A 19,106-nucleotide genomic window follows, 5' to 3' on the forward strand; every position below is an offset into this window, starting at 1 on the left:
ACGATCAATGATGCGTCAGGCGACGCGGCGGCGACACGCAGCCAGTGCGAGTCCGCCGAATGCGCCAACGAGCAGGACCAAGGACGAGGGTTCAGGCACAGGGGTGGTCGGAACGATCACGGCGCCGACCGCAGCGTTGTCGGTATCGACCGCAAAAAGGAAGAGTCCCTGATCAATCGTCATGCCGCCGTCAAAACGCAACGAGAACTGTTCGAACAGATCGCCGACTGGCGGATTGCCGGTGAGGGACACCGAGTTGGAATAGACACCAAGCACGTCGGAGGCGTCGAACAGGTTGTGGCTGCCAATCTGTGCGACGAATTGGTTGGTCTTTGCCACCTGGGCCGCAATGGCACCTGATGACCCCGGAGTACCGTTCACGAGCGTGCCTGCGAAGTTGTCGCACCCACTTGTTGTGAACCGGCAATCGAACAGCGTGCGCCCGGGCGCTCCGTTGAGCGTCAGTTCCAGCAGCGCACCGTAGTCGCCCGAAGCGAGCCGCAGGAACCAGAAGTTGTCATTGCTGTCGCCCGCGGTGGGAAAGGCGAGTGAGCCCCAGAGGCCGGACACCCCGTACGCGCTGAACGATGCCCCCCCGTAGACCTGCGTCCCGAGGTTGCCCCACGTCCCCTGGAACACGTCGCCGGACGCGAACCTGGCCGTGACGAGCATGCCGGCCATCGCGGCGCCCGAGGTGGAGAAGCCGGTGAGACTGGTCGTGGTGTAGGCCGTGCCAGTCTCGTATTGTGTGGCGATACTCTGCCCTTGCGCGGAGGACGCAAGGAGTGCGCTCCCAATCAGGGGAGCCAGTAGTGAGCGAACGGTCGGCATTCGAGTCTCGGTGTGAACGGTGAGGCAGACGGTGATCGTCGGCATGATCGTCATGCACCTTCAATCACCGCTCGATGGCCCGTGGGATTCTCACCGCCACCCCGAGTGATGCATTTGCGCCACATTGCCACCTTGCTGACCCGACTGGCCGACCATGAAGCGGGACAGGGCGCTATACTATCGGGCGATGCCCCCCGCCTCCGCCCTCGACCAGCTCCTCGAAAAGTTCGACGCCCTGGCCCGCCAGGTGGCGCGAACCCGCGGGCTCGACGCCACCGAGGTGGACGACGTGGTGCAGGACGTCCGCATCAGGCTCTGGAAGGCCCATCCGACCGGTGAGAATCTCGCCACCCTCACGGCGTCTTATTTCGTGCGGGTCGTGACCTCGGCCGTCGTGGACCACCTGCGCCGCAAGCGGCGGCACTCGCACACGTCGCTCGACGCTGAGCACGCAGCGGGCGTCGTGCCGAGTACTCTGCAGGTGGCGCCGACGGACCACAGCGAGCGCGACGCGCTGGCCAGCAAGCTGCGCCGCGCGTTGGACACACTGGCGCCCAATCGCCGGGTGCTGGTGCTGCTCCACCTCGAGGGCTACACGCGCGAGGACATGAGCAGCATGACGGGCTGGTCGGAGGCCAAGGTTCGGAACCTGCTGTATCGTGGACTCGACGATCTGCGCGAGGCCCTCACTGCCATGGAAGGCACCGCATGACCGCCAATCGCTCGAAGCAGCCTCCTACAGACGACGAACTGCGCGCGGCATGGCAGCGGCTGCGCGGGGGCGCGTCAAGCCCGCAGGCCGCTGGCCCGCTCAGTGCTGATGCCGTGGTGCCTCAGCCGCCACCAGAGCCGGCCGATATTGCTGCCGTTCTCAACGGGACGTTGTCAGAAGACGATATGGTGCGCGATCTGGATCGCGCCCTTCTGCGCGGTGCCGCCGATGACGTGGCCATGCTGTACGCGCTGCGCAGCGCCGCGCACGACACCCTCCAGTCGGGGAGCAAGGCCACACCCGCGGGCGAACGCCGTGCCGATCAGCGGACACCTGGCGCATCGGGCAAGGCGGGCGCCGACACACGGCCCACCAACCGGTGGTGGATCATGCCCTTGGCTGCCGCGCTGGTGTTGGCCGTAGGCATTCCCGTGTGGAACAGCCGGAACTCCACGGCCGATAACGAAGCGGCTGAGACGCGCGGCGCCGCCTCCAGCGTCCCACTACCCGTTTCGCCTGCCGAAGGCGCCCCGGTCACCTTGGACACGCTGCGTCTCGTTTGGCGGCCGGTGCCCTTGGCAGCGTCGTACATGGCCGAGGTGATGGACGCAGATGGTCAGCGTGTGGTATCGGTGGCCACCGCCGATACGACGGCGCTTGTCACCATTGCCAACGCCAGTGATCGGCAGCGCGTGGCCGGGTGGTGGGTCACGGCGCGCATGGCCGACGGGCAGACCACCCGCAGCGACTTGCGCAGCCTCAACGCGAACCGCTGAGCCAGCGCTGCAGTGTGGTGGTGAACCGCGACCACGCCGACGGCGCGCGACGCGGCAGCTCCAGCCGCAGCTTGGCGTCGCCGTAGTACTCAACCGCGGCCCAGATGGCCGGGCTTTCGCCACGTGCCGCAAACTCGCGGCGTACCGCGGTCAGCGCCTCGGCCACATTGGGCTGCACCGCCAACGTGTCGTACAGCGCCACCATGAAGCGCGTCATGGCCGTGTCGCTCACATCCCAGCGCGTGGCCACCACCCCGCGCGCGCCGGCGTCGAGCGCCGCACTTACCAGCCCGTGCAGACCCTGCCCGACCTGCATCACGCCGTCGCTGCTCGCACAGGCCGACAGCACCACCAGATCGAACGGCAGCGGTGACGAGGCAAACGCCGGCAGGCGCAGCAACCCGTCGTGCCTCGCGGTGGGCTGCAGCGCCACCGCCGTCTGCTCATACGACCCCGTGCGCGCCGTCACGTGCGTGGCGAGATGCAGTAGCGGCCCACCGTACTGTCGCTCAGTGCTCAGGCGTTCTGCCGTGGCGTCGTCACCCATGAACACACGCGCACCGGCCAGCCTGGCAGACAGCGCACGCAACTCCTCGCGTGCACCGGGCAGGGGGGCCCACTCCCGCATTCCCGAGTCCGCCTCTGCGAGGCGCGGCATGCGCTGCGGCGCGCCAATGAGCAACGGCCCGGCACGCTCGCTGCGCCGTGCCACTCGAGGCACGGCCCCCAGCGCATCCTCAACGGAGGCCGCGTGCGAGATGATGAAGCGTTCCTGAGCGCGCCTGCCATCGGGAAGACGCAGAGCGCCAAACGGCACCCGATGCAGTGCCCCATCGGGGATCAGTTGCACCTCGACCACAGAGCTCGGCATGGCGGACATGACGGGGGCCCAGATGGCGTCAGACACGCGCTGCAGCGTCGACGCCGGTTCGCGGCCGACCTCGAGGAATCCCTGAAGGGTGGTGAGATCATCCCGCAGTGAATCGATGGGCACCAAGCTCACCGCGCGCACCGTGTCGCGCGTGAGAACGAAGGCCGTGCCCGGCTCACCCCCCTGGCCCATCACGAACGTCACCACAGCCTGCTGCGGTGAAAGGGCGGCGCGACTCAAGGTGGGAAGCCGCGCGAAATCCATGACAGAGTCGACGGCGGCCTCAGATCTACCCGCCACAGGAATCGTGGTGCCCTGCACGGCATCGACGCCGAGTCCGCTGCGCTGCAGCATCTGCTGTTCCTGCCCGCGTACGCGACGCCATTCTGCCATCGCCAGCGCCTCGTGCACACGTCCACCACGCACAAACAGGTCAATCATGGTGGCAGTCCCCAGATCGCGATCCCAGTCGAACGCCCGATCCTGCAATACCGCCAGAGCTTGCGCGCGGTCCGGGAACTCCCTGCGCCAACGATCGAGCGTGATGCGAGCCTGAGCAAAGACGGCGGTAGCCGAATCAAACTGACCACCTCGCGCATGGACTTCGGCCTTTCGCATGAGCACCTCGAATCGCGCCGGTCCAAACAGCCTGCGCGCGAGAAGACTGTCGAGGCGTGCCTGCGCGACGCCAAGACGCCCACGCTCCATGTCGCGTACCGCACGCTGATACTGCACCTCGGCCGTCCAACCTGGCACATTGCGCTGCACCACGAGCTGTTGGGCACGATCCAGCAGACTGTCCGTGACGTCGCCACGCGCGCGCTGACGATGCAAGTCGGCGCGAGCCACCAGGGTGAACACTTCCATGGCCGGTGCCAGTACCTGCGCATCGCGGGCTACCTGCTCGAGGGACGAATCCGCGTCGCTCAAGTGTCCGCGCAAGAGCAAGCCTTCCGCGATCGCACGGCGCGCATACAGCACCCCGAGTCGGTCGCCTGCCTGCGTGAAGCGCGCAGTGGCGTCGGCGAAGTACCGTGCCGCATCCTCTGGTGCACCAAGCCGCTGCGTCATGCGACCGAGCTCCTGCAGTGCCCAGCCTTCTCCGGCCACACTGCCGCTCAATCGTGCGAGGACAAGGGCGGTGTCGAGATGCTTGCGCGCCCAGTAGTAGTAGCCACCGGCAATGTTGAGTGTGCCCTGCCACTGCCGCACCGCCGACAGGTTCTGCCAGTGCTGCACCGTCTCGAAGTTGGCAGCCACGGTATCGAGCAACAGCAGCGCTCGCCGCTGAAACCCGAGGGATTCGAGGTAGCGCGCCTGAATGAATCCACAGTCGGCGCTGAGACGGGGCGAGAACGCCGCAGCGGCCCGGAGCCGTGTCCAGACCGAATCGGCAATGCGGCGACGCGTCTGCAGGGCCACCTGCTGCTCCGCACATTCCGCGCGTACCGCCAGCGTGGAGTCGCCCTGCGGAATGAGAGCACGCGAGGCCCGATACACACGGGTGCTGCTGTCGGGCCCGACGGAACGCAGCACCAGCGCCGCATGATTGAGCAGCGCCTCAGCGAACTTGACCGAGTCAGCAGCCGAGCGCGGCGGCGCGTCCTGCGCGACGACCGCGCGTGCCGCACAGACACCGAGTCCACAAACCACCACCCATGAGCGGCGCATCATCGCAGCGCGCAACGTCATGGTGTTCATGAGCTCGGGACGCCTACGCCGCCCGTCGGCGCAACCGCGCAACCAACTGCATGACCCCTACCAGCACAGCGCCCGCCACGACGCCCAACAGGGCATCCAATACCGCCTTCGCTACCGGAGCCACCGGACCGGTGTGATGAGCGATGCTCTCCAGCCACACATCGGCCGCGTGCCAACCATGGGCGATGATACCACCGCCCACCGTGAACATCGCGGCCGTTCCCAGCACCGATAGCGCTTTCATGAGCTTGGGCGCCAACCGTAGCAGCACGGCGCCCATGGCCCGCCCCTTCTCGTGCAGCCGCAGACCCAAGTCATCGATCTTCACGATGCCGGCCACCAGGCCGTACACAAATACCGTGGCGGCAATGCTCACCAGGCTCAAAGCCATGACCTGCTGTGCCATGGGCGCCGTGGCCATCGTGCCCAGCGAAATCACGATGATCTCTGCCGAGAGCACGAAGTCGGTCCGAATGGCGCCCTTGATCTTGCCCTGTTCAATGGCCACCAACTGCGCGTCGCTGAGCTCGGGATGTGCCAGCGCCGGCGCCGCACTGTGTTTCTCCTCCGGATGCAGCGCCTTGTGCAGCAGCTTCTCCACGCCCTCATAGCACAGAAACAGTCCGCCGATGACCATGAGCGGCATCACCGCCTGGGGCGCAAAGGCGCTGATGAGGAGCGCGACCGGCACCAGAATGACCTTGTTGAGCAGCGACCCCTTGGCCACCGCCCAGACCACCGGCAACTCGCGCTCCACCCGCACACCCGACGCCTGCTCCGCATTGAGGGCCAGGTCATCACCCATCACGCCGGACGTCTTGGTGGCGGCCACCTTGGTCAGCGTGGCCACATCGTCCAGCATCGATGTGATGTCGTCCAGCAGAATCAGCAGGCTCGAAGCCATGTGCGAATCAAGGAGGTGAAGAGCGAGTGGTCAGGTGCCGTCGGGCATCAGCGCCTGGCGGCCAGCAGTTTCTCGACGAACTGATTGAGGCTGGCATTGGTGTCCATCCAGCGCACCACCGCCACAAGATCGTTGACCGGATCCACGTAAATGAAGTTGTTGCCGGCCCCGACATGGACAATCGCCTCCGGCGGGGCGGCGGCCAGATACGAACGGTCCGGATTCACGAACCAGTTCATGTAGCCGTAGGTCTTCTGGGCCGGCGTGGGCGTGAGCGCCTGCGTCACCCACGCCTCGCTCAGAATCTGCCGATCGCCCCACTTGCCCCGCCGCTGCGTGAGCAGGCCAAAGCGGGCCATGTCCCAGGCGTTCAGAATCATGCCGCCGCCCCAGTGCCCACCACCGCTCACACTCTGCACCTCGCGGCCGTCAAGCACGATCCACGAATTGTCGTAGCCATACCAGCGCCAGGTGTCCGACGCCCCGATGGGGTCCATGAGACGCTCCTTGAGCACCTCGGGCAGCGGACGTCGCCAGACCTGCAGCGCGGCCAGCGCCAGCACGTTCACGCGCGTGTCGTTGTACTCGTACGCACTGCCCGGCGCCACACGCGGACGCGTGGTCCAGGTGGCCGCGTTCTGCGCGGGACGGTCGGCCCACTCCGGCTTGCCCCAGAGCGTGCCTTCCCAGTCACTCACCTGACGCAGCAGGTGATCCCAGGTGATCGTGCGGTTGTGCGGCGTATCGAACGGCATGAGCAAACGATCGGTGCCCGGCCAGTCACGCGCATAGCCCGTGCCGTTGGGCCGCGCGCGCACGATGGGTGGCACATAGTGCGCCACCGTGTCGTGTACGCTGCGAATCTTGCCCGCGTCCACCGCCAAGCCCACCACGGAACTCAGGAAACTCTTGGTGACCGAGTTGGTGGTTTCCTGTGCGTTGGGATTGCCCCAGGTGGCCACCACGTAACCGCCCTTCACAATGATGCCGGTGGCATCGCCGCGCGGCGGCAGCGGGCCAATAGGGTCGCCCAACGGCTCACGCCCGAACGTCGCGTAGTGATTGAGCTCGAGGTCACGCGGACTGCGGCTCTCCTTGCTGATGGCAAAGGCCACCGCCTCGGCCAGCTTGATCGAATCGAGACCGAGCGCGGAGGGACTGCGACGTTCCCAACTACCGGCGGGCGGCACATACGGTGTGACCGCCGCGCGTGCGCGATTCTGCGCGTCGGCCGTTGGGCCTCCGGCACCGAGCAGCAACAGACCCGCCACCACGCGGGCCCGCTGCTGCTTCAACGTACGGCACATCATGCGATCGGCCCCTTGGGCTTGGCCGGCGTCACCACGCCGGGCACGTTGTTGGCCTTGAGCAGCGCATTGAAGGCCGGCACATCCACCGTTTCCACGCGCTCCACCTCACGGCGAATGGTCTCCCACACCTTTTCCAGTTCGGCGAGGCGATCCTTCACCGGCTGCGTGAGTGTAGTGTTGCCCTCCACCTGCCCCAACAGGAAGCCATACTGGCCGTTGATGCCGTTGGCGTAGTTGATGATGTCCTGCCCGTTGGCCGCCTTGGTGGTCAGTTTGGGATCGATGGTGTCGAGCGTCGCATTGAGTGCGCGGCCAGCCTTTGTGATGGTGTCTGCAGCCGTGGTGTTGGCCGCGCGGGTCACGTAGCCCTGCACCTGCGTCTTCACGTCGCGCAAACGATGCACGGCCGAGTGAATCTCATCGATGCGTGACGCCAGCAGATTGGCCACCGAGTCGCGCTCGGCCAGCACCGCGGCCGGCACGGTGAGCCGCGGATCCTGCACCACCTTGAGTGGCTGCGTCTGCGAGGCGGAGCCCACGCTGAGACGCACGCTGTAGTCACCCGGGCTCACGCGCGCGCCCCCGTCACCCGGCGCACCAAAGAGCAGTACGTTCCCCACACGCGCGGGCGCCGCACGGCGGAGGTTCCAGCTGAAGGTGTTGAGTCCCGGACGCACCACCAGGCGATTGAGTGAGTCACCGCGCGACGCAAAGCTGCGCACCACCGCCCCCTTGCTGTCGAGGAACTGCAGCGTGACGGTCGCTGCGCTGTCCGGCACAGCCGGCATGCGGAAGTACACCGTGGCGCCGTAGGGCGGGTTGCGTCCGGCATTGGATGGTGCGCCAAAGCCGCCACTGCCGGCAAACAGCACCGCCTCGCGCGGCGCATAGAGATGCGCACCGGTGGCGGCCATGGCAGCCGAACGCTGACGCAGCACCGACAGGTCGTCGAGAATCCAGAACGCCCGCCCCTCGGTGGCGGCGATGAGATCCCCGTGACGCACCTGCAGATCGGTCACCGGCACCACGGGGAAGTTGCCGCGGAACGGCATCCAGCGCGCGCCGCCGTCGAACGACACATAGACGCCCGTTTCCGTGCCGGCATACAACAGACCGCGCTGCGCCGGGTCCTCGCGCACCACACGCACCGGCTCACCGTCGCGCAGGCCATTCACGAGACGCGTCCAGGTGGCGCCGTAGTCTTTCGACATGAACACGTGCGGGGTGGGATCACCGAGGCGGTCCTTGCGGAACGCCACGTACACGGTGGCCGCATCATGCGGCGAGATGGCGATCTCGTTGACGAGGCCATCGCCCCATGCCGCGGGAGTGACATTGCTCCAGGTGGCCCCGCCATCACGCGTGCGCTGAATGAGACCGTCGTCGGTACCCACATACAGCGTGCGCGCATCATGCGGCGACTCTTCAATGACCACAATGGTGCCGTACACCTCCCCACCGGCGCCTTCGTTGGTGATGGGGCCGCCGCCCCAGCCCTGACGCGTCTTGTCGTTGCGCGTCAGGTCGGGAGAGATGGGCATCCACTGCTGGCCGCGTGTCGTGCTGCGGAAGAGCACATTGCCGCCGTGATACACCACGCTCGCGTCATGCTGCGACACGTGAATGGGCGCAGTCCAGTTGAAGCGGTACTTGGTCTTGTCGGTCGGCTCGGTGAGGTTCATCTCCGGCCAGGGCATGATGGCCCGCGAGAGGCCCGTCTGCTGATCGAGCTCGTCGATGATGCCCTGATAGCAGCCGCCGTACACGTAGCGTGACTGTGCCGGGTGCACACCGATGTTGGCGCTCTCGCAGCCCGGGCCTTCCTTCCAGTCACGGATGCCGATGGCCCCCCCGTCACTGCGCGATGCGATGATGACCGAGGAGTTGTCCTGCTGGCCGCCGTAGAGCTTGTACGGGAAATCGTCGTCCACGCTCACATGATAGAACTGCGCCGTCGGCTGATTGTCCTGACTGCTCCAACTGCGGCCACCATCGAGCGAAATCGACGCGCCGCCGTCGTTGGCGTTGATGAGATAGCGCGAGTCGGCGGGGTTGATCCACAGGCCGTGATTGTCACCATGCGTGGCCGGCACCGCGGCGAAGGTGCGCCCACCATCGATGCTGCGCAGCAGCGGCGCGTTGTTCACCCACACCACGTCGGCGTTCTTCGGGTCGGCCGTGAGCTTCATGTAGTACCACGAGCGCGTCTGGATGAGACGGTCGCCCGACTGCAGGCGCCATGTGCGCCCGGCATCGTCACTGCGAAACAGGCCGCCGTTCTCCGCTTCGACAATGGCGTACACCCGATCGGGATTGGCCGGTGACACCGACACGCCGATCTTGCCCATCAGGCGCGGCAGGCCCTCGCTGAGCCGCGTCCAGGTGTCGCCACCGTCGCTGCTCTTCCAGATACCGCTGCCCGCGCCACCCGAGCGCACCATCCAGGGCATGCGCTGATGATCCCAGAACGCCGCATACAGAATGCGCGGATTGCTGGGGTCCATGGACAGATCGCTGGCGCCACTCGTGGCATTCTCGCCCTTGAGCACCAGCGTCCAGGTCTTGCCGCCGTCGGTGCTGCGATAAATGCCGCGCTCACTCGTGCCCTTCCAGCGCTCACCCTGTGCGGCCACATACACCACGTCGGGGTTGCCCGGATGCACGCGCACCGCGGAGATCTGTCGCGTCGCGGCAAGGCCGACGTGCGTCCAGTTGCGTCCCTGATCGGTGCTCTTGTACACCCCGTTGCCATAGGTGGACGACTGTCCGCGAATGGCATGTTCGCCGGTGCCAACGTAGAGCACGTTCTCGTCGCTGGGCGCCACGGCAATGGCACCAATGGACCCGCTAGCAAACCAGCCATCGGAGATGTTGCGCCACGAGATGCCCGCATCATCCGTCCGCCAGAGGCCACCGCCGGTGTAACCCGCGAAGTAGGTCAGCGGATTGGACGGCAGACCGGCCACGGCCACCGAGCGTCCACCCCGCCAGGGCCCCACGTTGCGCCAACGGAGCGCCGTGAAGGTGGTGGAGTCAAAGGCGGACAACGCGGCGGTGCCGGATACGGCGGCCGATGGTCCACGCTGGGCATGGAGTGGTGCGGTGGCCAGAGCGCCGACCGTGAGGACGCCGGTCGCCAGGGCGACGGGCGTGAGCGCCGCGCGCAGGGCGCGACGCTGAGGCAGGATAGACATGGTGACGTTTGGTGGGAGGAGACCTTCCTATTCTACCAGCCCGGGCTGCACAGGGTGGACTCTCCGTCGATATTCCCGGCCATGCCCGAGTTGCCCCGACCCTTTGCACTGCGACGCGCCGCCGACCAGACGGCCCTTCAGCTTGGCCGGGCCCTGCTCGGCTATCTCGCGCTCATGGTCGGCATCATCACCCTGGCGCCCTTTGATTTCCAGTCCACCCCGGCACACGGGTGGACCACGATCTGGAACCGCTCGGACATCGTCATGAACGTGCTGATGTTCGTGCCGTTCGGCTTTGTCTACCAGCTCACTCGGCCCCGCGGCGCCCCGACGGACTGGCCTCGAGTGGTGCTGCTTGGTGCGGCGCTCAGCGCCGGCATTGAAGTGGCGCAGTTGTTCGCCCCGCAGCGCTACTCCTCGCCACTGGACCTCCTCACCAATACCGTGGGCGCAGCCGCCGGGGCCGCGCTGTTTGCCCGGTTGGCGCGGCATCTTCCCGGTAGCGAGGCCGTGCGATCCTTCGCGCTCGAACTGCCGCTCATGGGCCTGGTGTACCAACTCGTGCCGTTGGTGTGGCTCGTTGGATTGGGCGCAGACACCGAGGCGCGACGCTGGTTGGTTCTGCTGCCGGTGATGATGGCCGGCGCCATTCTGGGAACAGTGCAAGCCGCGTATGTGGCCCCGCAGTTGGCGGAACGCGGGACGTCAACGGCTGCGTCGCGACGATGGCTGTTGATCTCCCTCGTGGGTTGGGCGGTGGTGGCGCTGCCACTGGCGGTTGGGCGCGACACCGCATTGGGCCTCGCCTGTGCCACCATGCTCGTTGGCACGGCGCTGCTCCGCAGTCTGGCCACGTTTCGTATGCTCGAGGTGTCCGCACCCGATCGCGCCGAGGCCCGCCGCTTTGAATTGCCAACACTGAGACTGTTGTTGCCGGTGTTTGCGGCCTATCTCACCCTGTCGGCACTCTGGCCGATGGCCGAGCTGTCACTGCGCTGGCAAGGAAGTTGGGCGTTGGTGTTGCCGGGTCTCTCGCTCAATGAAGGGATGGTCTACCGCGCACTCGAGCAGGTGGCCGCCTTTACGCTGGTGGGATACATGAGCGCGGAATTCCATGGACGTGACAGGCGCACGCTTTCGAGAGACTGGTTGCGTTCCATTGCCTGGGCGCTACCCGTTTCACTCATGTTGCAGGCCGCTCGCGGCTTCCGGGCGGACAGCGGTGCCAGCTTCTCGTTGTTGCTCCTGACGCAGGTAGCTGCGATTTTCGGTGCATGGCTCTATGTCTTGCAGCGGGCACATGTTCAGGCGTTGGTTGTGCGGCACACGCCGCCACACAGCGGCCCATCGTAGGCAGGTCTTCGCACCACTCGCCACCGCACATCCAATGACCATGCGCACGGCACGTCGGGCCATCGCGCTGCTGAGCAGCGTCGTGTGGCTGGGAGCCTGTCGGACCTCGCCACAACCGATGGGGGTTGATGGTCCACCGCCGATGTGGCTGCCGTTCGACGGCATTGGCCTCGACGGGGAATCCTACGACTGGACGGGCACACCCACGCTCCTGTCCATGGATGCCCCATCACCATTGGCCTGTGTGCAGATGCAGGATGCGTCAGGCACCCTCGCGCTGCGCCTCGTGTTCCGCGACAGCGTGAACCTTCAGGCCATGCCGGGCACACTACATGTGCTCGTTTCGTCGATTGGAGGTTTTGGCGGAGGAACCGCCTATGGCGTCCCCAACGTGGAATTTGCCATCGACTTTTCGCGGCTCGACAAGGCGCAGAATGGGCGTGGTGCCGGTTTTGCGCTGCGTGAGGTCACGCCGGATGGACTTGGCGCTTTCCGTTCACCCTACGAACTCGATCTGGTCGCGCTGCCCACCTGGAGCTCCGATCAGTTCGAAGTGCGCATGGCCCGCCGTCCACGGGGGCAGTTCGGCCATGTGGATCCGCTCGCGGCCATCACCGCGGTGTATGTCAGCGCGGATTCGGTCGTGCACCGGTCGGCCACGGTCCGCTATCGCAGTACCACGCCGCCTCAGTCCAGCGCGCGCCCACGCGCGGTCGGGATTCCCGCACCACCGGCCGGCGCGCTGCGCGTGGCACAATGGAATGTGTCGGAGGGCTCGTTCCGAAAGCCCGCCATGCATGCCCGGCTGCTGGCCGCGCTTGTGCCTGATGTGCTGATGCTCGATGAGGTGTACGAACAGGTCACCCCCGATTCGCTGCGCGCTTTCTTCAACCTGCCACCGCTGCGAAAGCTGGGCCCCTGGCAATTCGTCATTGCCGGCAGTGGCGGGAGACAGCGCACCGTGGTGGCGGCGCGTCGCCGCGCCGTGCGGCCCGAGCCGAGCATGGCGCGAATGCAGTATGAGCCCGGTGCACTCGACAGTCTCAGGCGTCTGGTGCCCGCCGCAGCGCATCGCCTCATCGACATCGAGCAGCAGGCACAGATCTCGAGCACCGGTGCCTGGGTGGACGTGGATGGACGCGAGGTGCTGTTTGTGCCGCTCGATCTGCAGAGCGGCGGGTACGCGGGCAACGTGCAGGATGCGCTGCGCGTGCTGCAGGCGCGGGCCATTCGACGGCATGTGCGGCGGGTGGTGGACGCCTATCGTGAGGCGCACGGCGGAGAACATCCTCCCATCGTGCTCGGTGGCGACTTCAATCCCGTGGGGAGCTTCGAATCGGTCCGTCTTCTCGGCCCGCAGCTGATCGAGGATGTGACGGGCTGGATGCTTCCGTCGATTGTGCAGCGACTCAATCAGCCTTCGGCCGTGACCTGGTCCAGCGAGGTGGCGGCACAGTTTGCGCCGGGCTGGCTGGATCTCACCTACTACCGTGGGTTCCGTCAGGTTGGCGGCTTCGTCTTTACGACCGAGGATCTCAGCGACCGACTTCTCAAGCGACTCCGCATGACCCGCGGGACGTTTGCGCAGGTGAGTGATCACTTCATCGTGGTGACCGACCTCAGGCGCTGAGTATTCGGGGACGCACTCTACACCGAAGTACTCAACGCAACAGGAGACGCAGCATTTCTGGCATGGCGTGCAGGTGATCGATGTGATCGGGTGCGCTGGTGCCGGCAAACCCCATCACACGCAGCTTGCCCACTCGCGTGTCGCTGAGTTGCTGCATGCCACGCGGGCCCCAGGCCAGTACGGGCTTTGCGCGAAGTCCAAGAGCGTGCAACATCCACTGCGCGGTTTCGGTGGTGCTCGCGTACGTGCCGGGAAAAATCTCGGAGTGCGTGACCAGCATGCGGGACTGCCCTGCGGCGGCCCGACGCGCAAACGCGGTAAGCGACAGCAGGTTGAGCGAATCGAGTGTGCCACCGTCAGCCAGCGCCTGGCCCTCCGGCACATACGACGTATGCATGCCGTCCAGCAACAGCACCGCATGCACACGCGCGGCCCATGTGCTGTCACGCAGTATCACGCGAATGGCGCCATGACCGGCGGAGAATCCGCTCAACACCACCCGCTCGATACGCACCGCGCGGCCAGCCAGTGAGTCGAGCCCACGCTGCACCTGCGCCATGACACGGTCCATGGCGCCCGGCTCGCGAAAGCTGCGGTCGTACACGCCCGATCCCGCGCCCAGGGAGAATGTGGCGACCGGCATGCCCGGCTTCTGCGCTGCTGCGGCCTGACGCACCAGCCAGGGCGCGCCGTGAAAGTGCAGCAGCAGCAGCTGTCGGTCGCGCCGAGCTAGCGCGCGGGGCACAAACAGCATGCCGCGTCCTCCACCCGGCAACGTGAGCAACACCGAATCGCCGGCGAGCGGCGCCGGCGCGAGACGGGCATGCAGCCGCAGATCCTCCTGCATGGGACTGCGCTGGGCCGGCATCACCCCGGCAACCAGACTGACCAGCCCGAGTGCCACGGCCGTGCCTCGTCCCAGTCGAGCTGCTCCCCGTCCGATCATCCCCCCTCCTCGTCGCCAACCGTGGAACCCGGTTTCCGCCCGGGGTACGCAGGTGGGTGGAAACTCGCCCCAATCCCTCCTGAACGGTACTTTCCACGGTCTCCCCTCCTCCGGGCCATGTCATGAGTCAGTCTGCCCAACCCGCGGTCGCTCGAAACGTCCGCCCCATTGCCACGCTGCTGACCGCCATGGGTTTGGCGTTCACTGAGGCCGGCGCCCAGCAGGCCGGCGCGCCCGTGCAGCCAGCCACCACGCTCGCCTCGGTCACCGCCGCCTCGGCCGGCCACACAACACGCGCTGGGCGCGTTGCGCAGGTGGCCAAGGTGGGTGGCATCGTCTACGACAGCCTGCGTGGCGCCCCCCTACCGGGGGCCTGGGTGCAGCTTCGCGCAGCCGACGACGCGGGGACCTTTGGTCTCACCGTGCGCAGCGACTCACTGGGGCAGTTTGTCTTTCGTGAGGTGCCGAGCGGGCGCTATGCCATCGGCTTCCATCACCCCAAGCTCGACTCATTGGGGCTGGCGCCGGTGGCGCAGACGCTGACCATTGCTGCGCCGGACAGTGTGGGCGCGTACCTCGCGGTACCGTCCCCGTCGCGCATCCGGTCGGCCGTGTGCGGCGCTGGCCGCAACGGCTCGGTGCTCATGGGCCATGTGCGCGATCCGCTGACGGGCCAGCCCGTTGAGGGTGCCACGGTGAGCGGCGAGTGGCTGGAGTACTCCCTGAGCAAGACCGGCCTCGCCAAGCGCTCGCCGCGGCGCACCGTCACCACGCAGGCCGACGGATGGTTTGCCATCTGCGGCGTGCCCAGCCCCGGCATTGTGGCCGTGCGGGCCGGTGTGGGCGGTGACAGCACCGACCTCGTGGAAGCGCAGATGACGGAGGAAGGCTTCATGCGCCGCGAGCTCTTTGTGGGGGGCGGCACGACAACCCTGCGGGGTGTGGTGCGTCGTGCCGACTCGCAGCGTCCGCTGGCCGACGCCGAGGTGCGCTTCGTGAACGGCCCCAGCACGCGCACCAACGACAGGGGGGAGTGGGTGCTGCCCGACGCGCCCGTGGGCACCCGCCTCGTGGACGTGCGCGCGGTGGGCTATTTCCCGGCGCGGCAAACGCTCGATATACGCAGCGACATGGAATCGCTCACCACCGATCTCAACACGCTCAAGTCGGTGCTGGACACCGTGAAGACGGTGGCGCTCTATCCGCGCTACACGCTGGCCGAGGACATCAAGGATCGCGCCCGCAGCACCTCAGGCATTTTCATGACGTTCAACGACCCCATGCTCAAGAACTCGATGACGGTGTCGGACGCCTTGCGCATGACCCGCGGCGTGTTCGTGGAGCGTGACCTCAACGGTCCGGGCAACACCCTGTTCTTGCGCGGCGCGATTTCCTCCCGCTGCAGTCCGCTTTACGTGGTGAACGGCTTCCCCATCCCCGGATTCACTGTGCAGGATCTCGATTCGTTCTACGGCCCCAGCAACATTTTCGCCATCGAGGTCTACCACGCGGGCACGGTGCCGGCGCAGTTCCAACTGGGCATGCAGGAGTGCGGCAGCATCGTGGTCTGGACGCGTTGAGCTCGACCACCGGTCGGCGAGTCCACTACGACTGATACGGCAAACCGCCGCTGCACGAGTTCTGTGCAGCGGCGGTTTGTGTGTACGGGCCAGTCGCGTCTCAGGCCGTGGGCATGCTGCGCTTGCCCAGCGGCGCGAGGCAGACCTGGGCTAGCTTGAAGTGCGCCAATCCGAATGGAATGCCGATGATGGTGAGGCAGTAGCCGATTCCAGCCAGGACGTGCGCGATCCACAGCCACAGGCCGGCGAACACGAACCAGAGCACGTTGGCAATGCCGGTGCCCGGCACGCGCATTTCGTCGACATCGCGTGCGTCCACCAGCGTGCGCCCAAAGGGGAACGCGGCAAAACCGGCAATGCGAAACGCCGCAAACGCCCAGGGCAGTCCCACTACGGTGATGGCCAACAGGACGCCGGCCAGCAACCATCCCAGCCAGGCGAAGAACCCACCGCCCAGCACGAACCAGAGAATGTTGCCCAGCAGCGCCATGTTCTGCTCCCGTGTGGAAGTGGTGGTGGGCCGTGGACCAGCGGTGGCCCCTCTCACTCCGTACGAGTCGCCGCCATCAGGTGTTTCTGCCACAGCGCCTTCAGGTCCTCCAGCGACGCGGCCGCGAGACGTTCGAGCGCGGTGCGCCAGGTGTCGTGGGTCATGTGCGGGGCCAGCTCGACCACGGCCCTTAGACCCAACTGATCGACGAGGAAGGTCACGAAGGACTCGGCGCAGGTGTAGTAGGCCGGCGCCAGCTCACCGCGGGCCTCACCGTTCAATCCGGTCACCATGCCTTCGCTCCCCACGGCCTCACGCATCGCGGCGCGTGGCGCCTCGCGCGTGCGCTCGGCACAGGTGGCGTGCACCGAACCTGCGGCCGTTGTGGCAAACACGTTGTACTCACGCAGACCGGCCACCTGCGCGGCACGCGCGGCCAGCACGTTGGGCAGACCCTCGAGCAGCCACTGTGCCGTGCGGTTTCCCACCGCCTGACGAGCCGGGGGTGTGTCATGCTCCCACACAAAGAACGGGGCCGGCGCCGTCAGCAGCACATGCGCGCTCTCGTGCAGATACGGGGCTTCGCCACGCGCCGCCACGCTGAAGGGAATGAACACGCGGCCATCGCCGTTGGCATGCGACACAAAGCGGCCGGGAGCGAGCAGAATGTGCACGGCCACTTTGCCGTGCCGCTGCCAGGCGTGCGGGGACTGCACCAGCTCGTGTAAGGCCTGCAGGCCGCGCTCCAACGAATCGGCCAGTGCCTCCTGATGCGCAGCGCGCATGCTGTCACGCGGAACAGTAAGCACCACGTGGGTGCGCGACACCCGGCGTCCGTGCGCTTCGAGCCAGGCCAGACGCGCCGGATCATCGGCGCGCCAATCCACGCGCGTACCGCTTTGCGCACCGCTTTGCGCACCGCTTTGCGCCCGACTCTGCGTTCCACGCTGTGCCCAAAGCGCGGTGTCCTGCATGACACTGAGTAACAGCACCATCCACATGCGGCGAAACCATCTGCCGCGAAAAATTCGATCTATGCCCTGCATCCCCGCTCCATCGGCGCCACGCGCCACGTGCCGCACCGGGTCCTGCGCCCGATGTCCTGACTATTCAGGCGAAAGCCGGTGCGCGCGCGTTTCAGGAAGCCGCGGTGGGCGAGATGCTGGTCAACCCGCGGGATTGGGCCCGGGAGGCAGGGGCGGCTGATCCGGACGCCACCAGGCGTCTGGCGCCGCCGGCAGCGGCTGCGCCGCGCTCACATTGTCAGGCCGCACGTCGGCCATAATGAAGTTCTCGCTGGGCACCGGCACGCCGTGCATGCGCCGCAGCATGGCCAGTTGCCCGACGTGGGTGAGGCAATCAGCAAGGGGACCCTGCAGGAACTGCTCATCGCTGATGCGCGCGGTGAGCGAGGCGTTGGCCAAGTCGTCGCGCAAGAGCGCCAACTGTTCGTGAAAACGTGCGACCTCATCGCGCCAGGTGGGCGTGGCGGGCGGCGCGTAGTCGCCGCCGTGCAGCATGGTGCGCGCATAACCCATGAGGCCCGTCATGTGCCAGAGCAGTTCGTGCGGCGTCCGCACATGATGCGCGGCGCGGAAATCGCCAAAGTCATCGGGGGCACCACGCAGCGCCTTCTGGGTGCGATAGGCGATGGTGGCCAGCAGGTGCTGCAGCAGGGCGCGGGTGGGTGACATGCCACACTCCGGGTCTGTCGGGGGCGTCGCGTTCAGTGACATCTTATGGGATGTCGCACGCTATCTCGCCTCTCGAAACTGCGCCAGCTGCTTGGACTGTCTGGGCCAGACCACGCCGCCTCTCGGCCCTGGTCGCCATCGCGCCCTTCGCCGCCATGCTGTTGGCGGCCTGCAGCAGCAGCGACGCGCCCACCACGCCGCCGCCCGTCAACACGTGCACCACCACGCCGCCGGCGGCGCAGGCAGCCTACTACGACGCGGCACGCAACAAGTGCGATGCGGCGCTGCTGGCGGCTCTGCAGCAGGCGGTGCGCGGGCAGCGTCTGTTGGGCTACACCGCCGCCCGCGACTCGCTGTACGCCTTTGTCGATCGCGGCACGCGGCCGTGGATTATCGATCTCTACACGGGCCGTGAAGCCGTGGGGGTCACCACGCGTGCCACGGCGTTCAATGCGCGGATCAATACGGAGCACACCTGGCCACGCAGCCGCGGCGCCGAAGTGGACCCTGCACTCAGTGACCTGCACCATCTCTTCAGCTCCGACTCGGCCGCCAATGAGCGACGGCAGAACTATCCGTTTGGCCTCGTACGCGGCACGGTGCTGTGGACCAGCACACCGCCTGCCGGGCAAAGCGAAGTGAGTCGGCTGGGCTACGCGACCGGCAACAGCGGCCAGTTGGTGTTCGAGCCCCGGCCCAGTGTGCGCGGCGACATCGCGCGTGGACTGCTGTACTTCTATCTGCGTTATCACACCGACCGACCCAGTGGCTACAGCGTGCTCAACTTCGCGCAGGAACGAGACCTGCTGCTGGCTTGGGCGCGGGAAGATCCGGTGGACGCGTGGGAGCGTGCGCGCAATGATGCGGTGTTCAGAGCGCAGGGCAATCGCAATCCATTCATAGACTGGCCGGAGCTACCCGATCTCCTTCCGGCGCTTCCGCTTAATTGAGAGGTGGGATTCTCGGATCTGGGAGTTGAGACGATGCGAGATGAGACAGAAATGGATGAATGAGAGAACTGCAACCAACGAAGTGAGAGTCGCGATCGTGTTCGACTCGACGGGCGGTCGGGGTCGGGGTCGGGGTCGGGGTCGACCGCAACCGCAGTCCCCAG

The 19,106-nt window shown here is 66.6% G+C and carries 15 protein-coding genes; 6 read left to right on the forward strand and 9 right to left on the reverse strand.

Annotated features, from left to right (window positions below; genetic code table 11):
* Positions 1–15: 15 nt before the first annotated feature.
* Entirely contained in the window at positions 16–885 is an 870-nt protein-coding gene (locus B2747_RS03180) for a PEP-CTERM sorting domain-containing protein (RefSeq protein ID WP_291156811.1), read from the reverse strand.
* 133 nt (positions 886–1,018) lie between these two features.
* Between B2747_RS03180 and B2747_RS03185 the strand changes: the two genes are divergently transcribed.
* Entirely contained in the window at positions 1,019–1,543 is a 525-nt protein-coding gene (locus B2747_RS03185) for an RNA polymerase sigma factor (protein ID WP_291156813.1), read from the forward strand.
* Positions 1,540–2,319 carry a hypothetical protein gene (locus B2747_RS03190; protein WP_291156815.1) on the forward strand — a complete coding sequence of 260 codons (780 nt, stop codon included), beginning with the start codon at positions 1,540–1,542 and terminating at the stop codon, positions 2,317–2,319. Before B2747_RS03185 ends, B2747_RS03190 begins: the two co-directional genes overlap by 4 nt.
* Here B2747_RS03190 and B2747_RS03195 read toward each other — a convergent pair.
* The 4 genes from B2747_RS03195 to B2747_RS03210 are packed head-to-tail and all read right to left on the reverse strand — an operon-like array spanning position 2,303 to position 10,299.
* The gene (locus tag B2747_RS03195) at positions 2,303–4,882 is read right to left on the reverse strand and encodes a CHAT domain-containing protein (RefSeq protein WP_291156817.1); all 2,580 of its coding nucleotides are present in this window, start codon (positions 4,880–4,882) and stop codon (positions 2,303–2,305) included. The genes B2747_RS03190 and B2747_RS03195 overlap by 17 nt on opposite strands.
* Positions 4,883–4,904: 22 nt before the next feature.
* On the reverse strand, positions 4,905–5,795 hold the full coding sequence (locus tag B2747_RS03200) for a DUF808 domain-containing protein (RefSeq protein ID WP_291156819.1): 891 nt from the start codon (positions 5,793–5,795) through the stop codon (positions 4,905–4,907).
* A 47-nt stretch (positions 5,796–5,842) separates the two neighbouring features.
* On the reverse strand, positions 5,843–7,105 hold the full coding sequence (locus B2747_RS03205) for a serine hydrolase domain-containing protein (RefSeq protein WP_291156821.1): 1,263 nt from the start codon (positions 7,103–7,105) through the stop codon (positions 5,843–5,845).
* Complete coding sequence (locus B2747_RS03210; RefSeq protein ID WP_291156822.1) at positions 7,102–10,299, reverse strand: WD40/YVTN/BNR-like repeat-containing protein; 3,198 nt, start codon at positions 10,297–10,299, stop codon at positions 7,102–7,104. Before B2747_RS03210 ends, B2747_RS03205 begins: the two co-directional genes overlap by 4 nt.
* A gap of 81 nt (positions 10,300–10,380) precedes the next feature.
* Between B2747_RS03210 and B2747_RS03215 the strand changes: the two genes are divergently transcribed.
* Together B2747_RS03215 and B2747_RS03220 are read left to right on the forward strand one after the other, a co-directional pair.
* Entirely contained in the window at positions 10,381–11,652 is a 1,272-nt protein-coding gene (locus tag B2747_RS03215; protein ID WP_291156823.1) for a VanZ family protein, read from the forward strand.
* Positions 11,653–11,686: 34 nt separating this feature from the next.
* Positions 11,687–13,282 carry an endonuclease/exonuclease/phosphatase family protein gene (locus B2747_RS03220; RefSeq protein ID WP_291156825.1) on the forward strand — a complete coding sequence of 532 codons (1,596 nt, stop codon included), beginning with the start codon at positions 11,687–11,689 and terminating at the stop codon, positions 13,280–13,282.
* 31 nt (positions 13,283–13,313) lie between these two features.
* Here the strand turns inward: B2747_RS03220 and B2747_RS03225 are convergent, their stop codons facing one another.
* Positions 13,314–14,228, reverse strand: coding sequence for a hypothetical protein (locus tag B2747_RS03225; RefSeq protein WP_291156827.1), 915 nt, complete (start codon positions 14,226–14,228; stop codon positions 13,314–13,316).
* Between the two features lie 122 nt (positions 14,229–14,350).
* Here B2747_RS03225 and B2747_RS03230 point away from each other — a divergent pair, with 122 nt between their 5' ends.
* Positions 14,351–15,808 (forward strand): carboxypeptidase regulatory-like domain-containing protein, encoded by a 1,458-nt coding sequence (locus B2747_RS03230; protein ID WP_291156829.1) that lies wholly within the window; start codon positions 14,351–14,353, stop codon positions 15,806–15,808.
* A gap of 100 nt (positions 15,809–15,908) precedes the next feature.
* Here the strand turns inward: B2747_RS03230 and B2747_RS03235 are convergent, their stop codons facing one another.
* The 3 genes from B2747_RS03235 to B2747_RS03245 form a co-directional block, all read right to left on the reverse strand.
* Entirely contained in the window at positions 15,909–16,298 is a 390-nt protein-coding gene (locus B2747_RS03235) for a YccF domain-containing protein (protein WP_291156831.1), read from the reverse strand.
* A gap of 53 nt (positions 16,299–16,351) precedes the next feature.
* On the reverse strand, positions 16,352–17,299 hold the full coding sequence (locus tag B2747_RS03240; protein ID WP_291156833.1) for a hypothetical protein: 948 nt from the start codon (positions 17,297–17,299) through the stop codon (positions 16,352–16,354).
* A 165-nt stretch (positions 17,300–17,464) separates the two neighbouring features.
* Positions 17,465–17,992, reverse strand: coding sequence for a DinB family protein (locus B2747_RS03245; RefSeq protein ID WP_291156835.1), 528 nt, complete (start codon positions 17,990–17,992; stop codon positions 17,465–17,467).
* Between the two features lie 50 nt (positions 17,993–18,042).
* On the opposite strand from B2747_RS03245, the gene B2747_RS03250 reads away from it, so the two are divergent.
* Positions 18,043–18,942, forward strand: coding sequence for an endonuclease I family protein (locus B2747_RS03250; RefSeq protein ID WP_291156836.1), 900 nt, complete (start codon positions 18,043–18,045; stop codon positions 18,940–18,942).
* Positions 18,943–19,106 lie beyond the last annotated feature (164 nt).

Source organism: Gemmatimonas sp. UBA7669, assembly GCF_002483225.1.
Taxonomy (GTDB): Bacteria; Gemmatimonadota; Gemmatimonadetes; order Gemmatimonadales; family Gemmatimonadaceae; genus Gemmatimonas.

Bases quoted from the DNA above. Each gene is read 5' to 3' on its own strand.
- B2747_RS03210 (WP_291156822.1), bottom strand. From the start codon at position 10,299: ATGTCTATCCTGCCTCAGCGTCGCGCCCTGCGCGCGGCGCTCACGCCC.
- B2747_RS03180 (WP_291156811.1), bottom strand. From the start codon at position 885: ATGACGATCATGCCGACGATCACCGTCTGCCTCACCGTTCACACCGAG.
- B2747_RS03220 (WP_291156825.1), top strand. From the start codon at position 11,687: ATGACCATGCGCACGGCACGTCGGGCCATCGCGCTGCTGAGCAGCGTC.
- B2747_RS03245 (WP_291156835.1), bottom strand. From the start codon at position 17,992: ATGTCACCCACCCGCGCCCTGCTGCAGCACCTGCTGGCCACCATCGCC.
- B2747_RS03200 (WP_291156819.1), bottom strand. From the start codon at position 5,795: ATGGCTTCGAGCCTGCTGATTCTGCTGGACGACATCACATCGATGCTG.
- B2747_RS03225 (WP_291156827.1), bottom strand. From the start codon at position 14,228: ATGATCGGACGGGGAGCAGCTCGACTGGGACGAGGCACGGCCGTGGCA.
- B2747_RS03185 (WP_291156813.1), top strand. From the start codon at position 1,019: ATGCCCCCCGCCTCCGCCCTCGACCAGCTCCTCGAAAAGTTCGACGCC.
- B2747_RS03190 (WP_291156815.1), top strand. From the start codon at position 1,540: ATGACCGCCAATCGCTCGAAGCAGCCTCCTACAGACGACGAACTGCGC.
- B2747_RS03215 (WP_291156823.1), top strand. From the start codon at position 10,381: ATGCCCGAGTTGCCCCGACCCTTTGCACTGCGACGCGCCGCCGACCAG.
- B2747_RS03235 (WP_291156831.1), bottom strand. From the start codon at position 16,298: ATGGCGCTGCTGGGCAACATTCTCTGGTTCGTGCTGGGCGGTGGGTTC.
- B2747_RS03195 (WP_291156817.1), bottom strand. From the start codon at position 4,882: ATGACGTTGCGCGCTGCGATGATGCGCCGCTCATGGGTGGTGGTTTGT.
- B2747_RS03230 (WP_291156829.1), top strand. From the start codon at position 14,351: ATGAGTCAGTCTGCCCAACCCGCGGTCGCTCGAAACGTCCGCCCCATT.
- B2747_RS03250 (WP_291156836.1), top strand. From the start codon at position 18,043: ATGTCGCACGCTATCTCGCCTCTCGAAACTGCGCCAGCTGCTTGGACT.
- B2747_RS03240 (WP_291156833.1), bottom strand. From the start codon at position 17,299: ATGTGGATGGTGCTGTTACTCAGTGTCATGCAGGACACCGCGCTTTGG.
- B2747_RS03205 (WP_291156821.1), bottom strand. From the start codon at position 7,105: ATGATGTGCCGTACGTTGAAGCAGCAGCGGGCCCGCGTGGTGGCGGGT.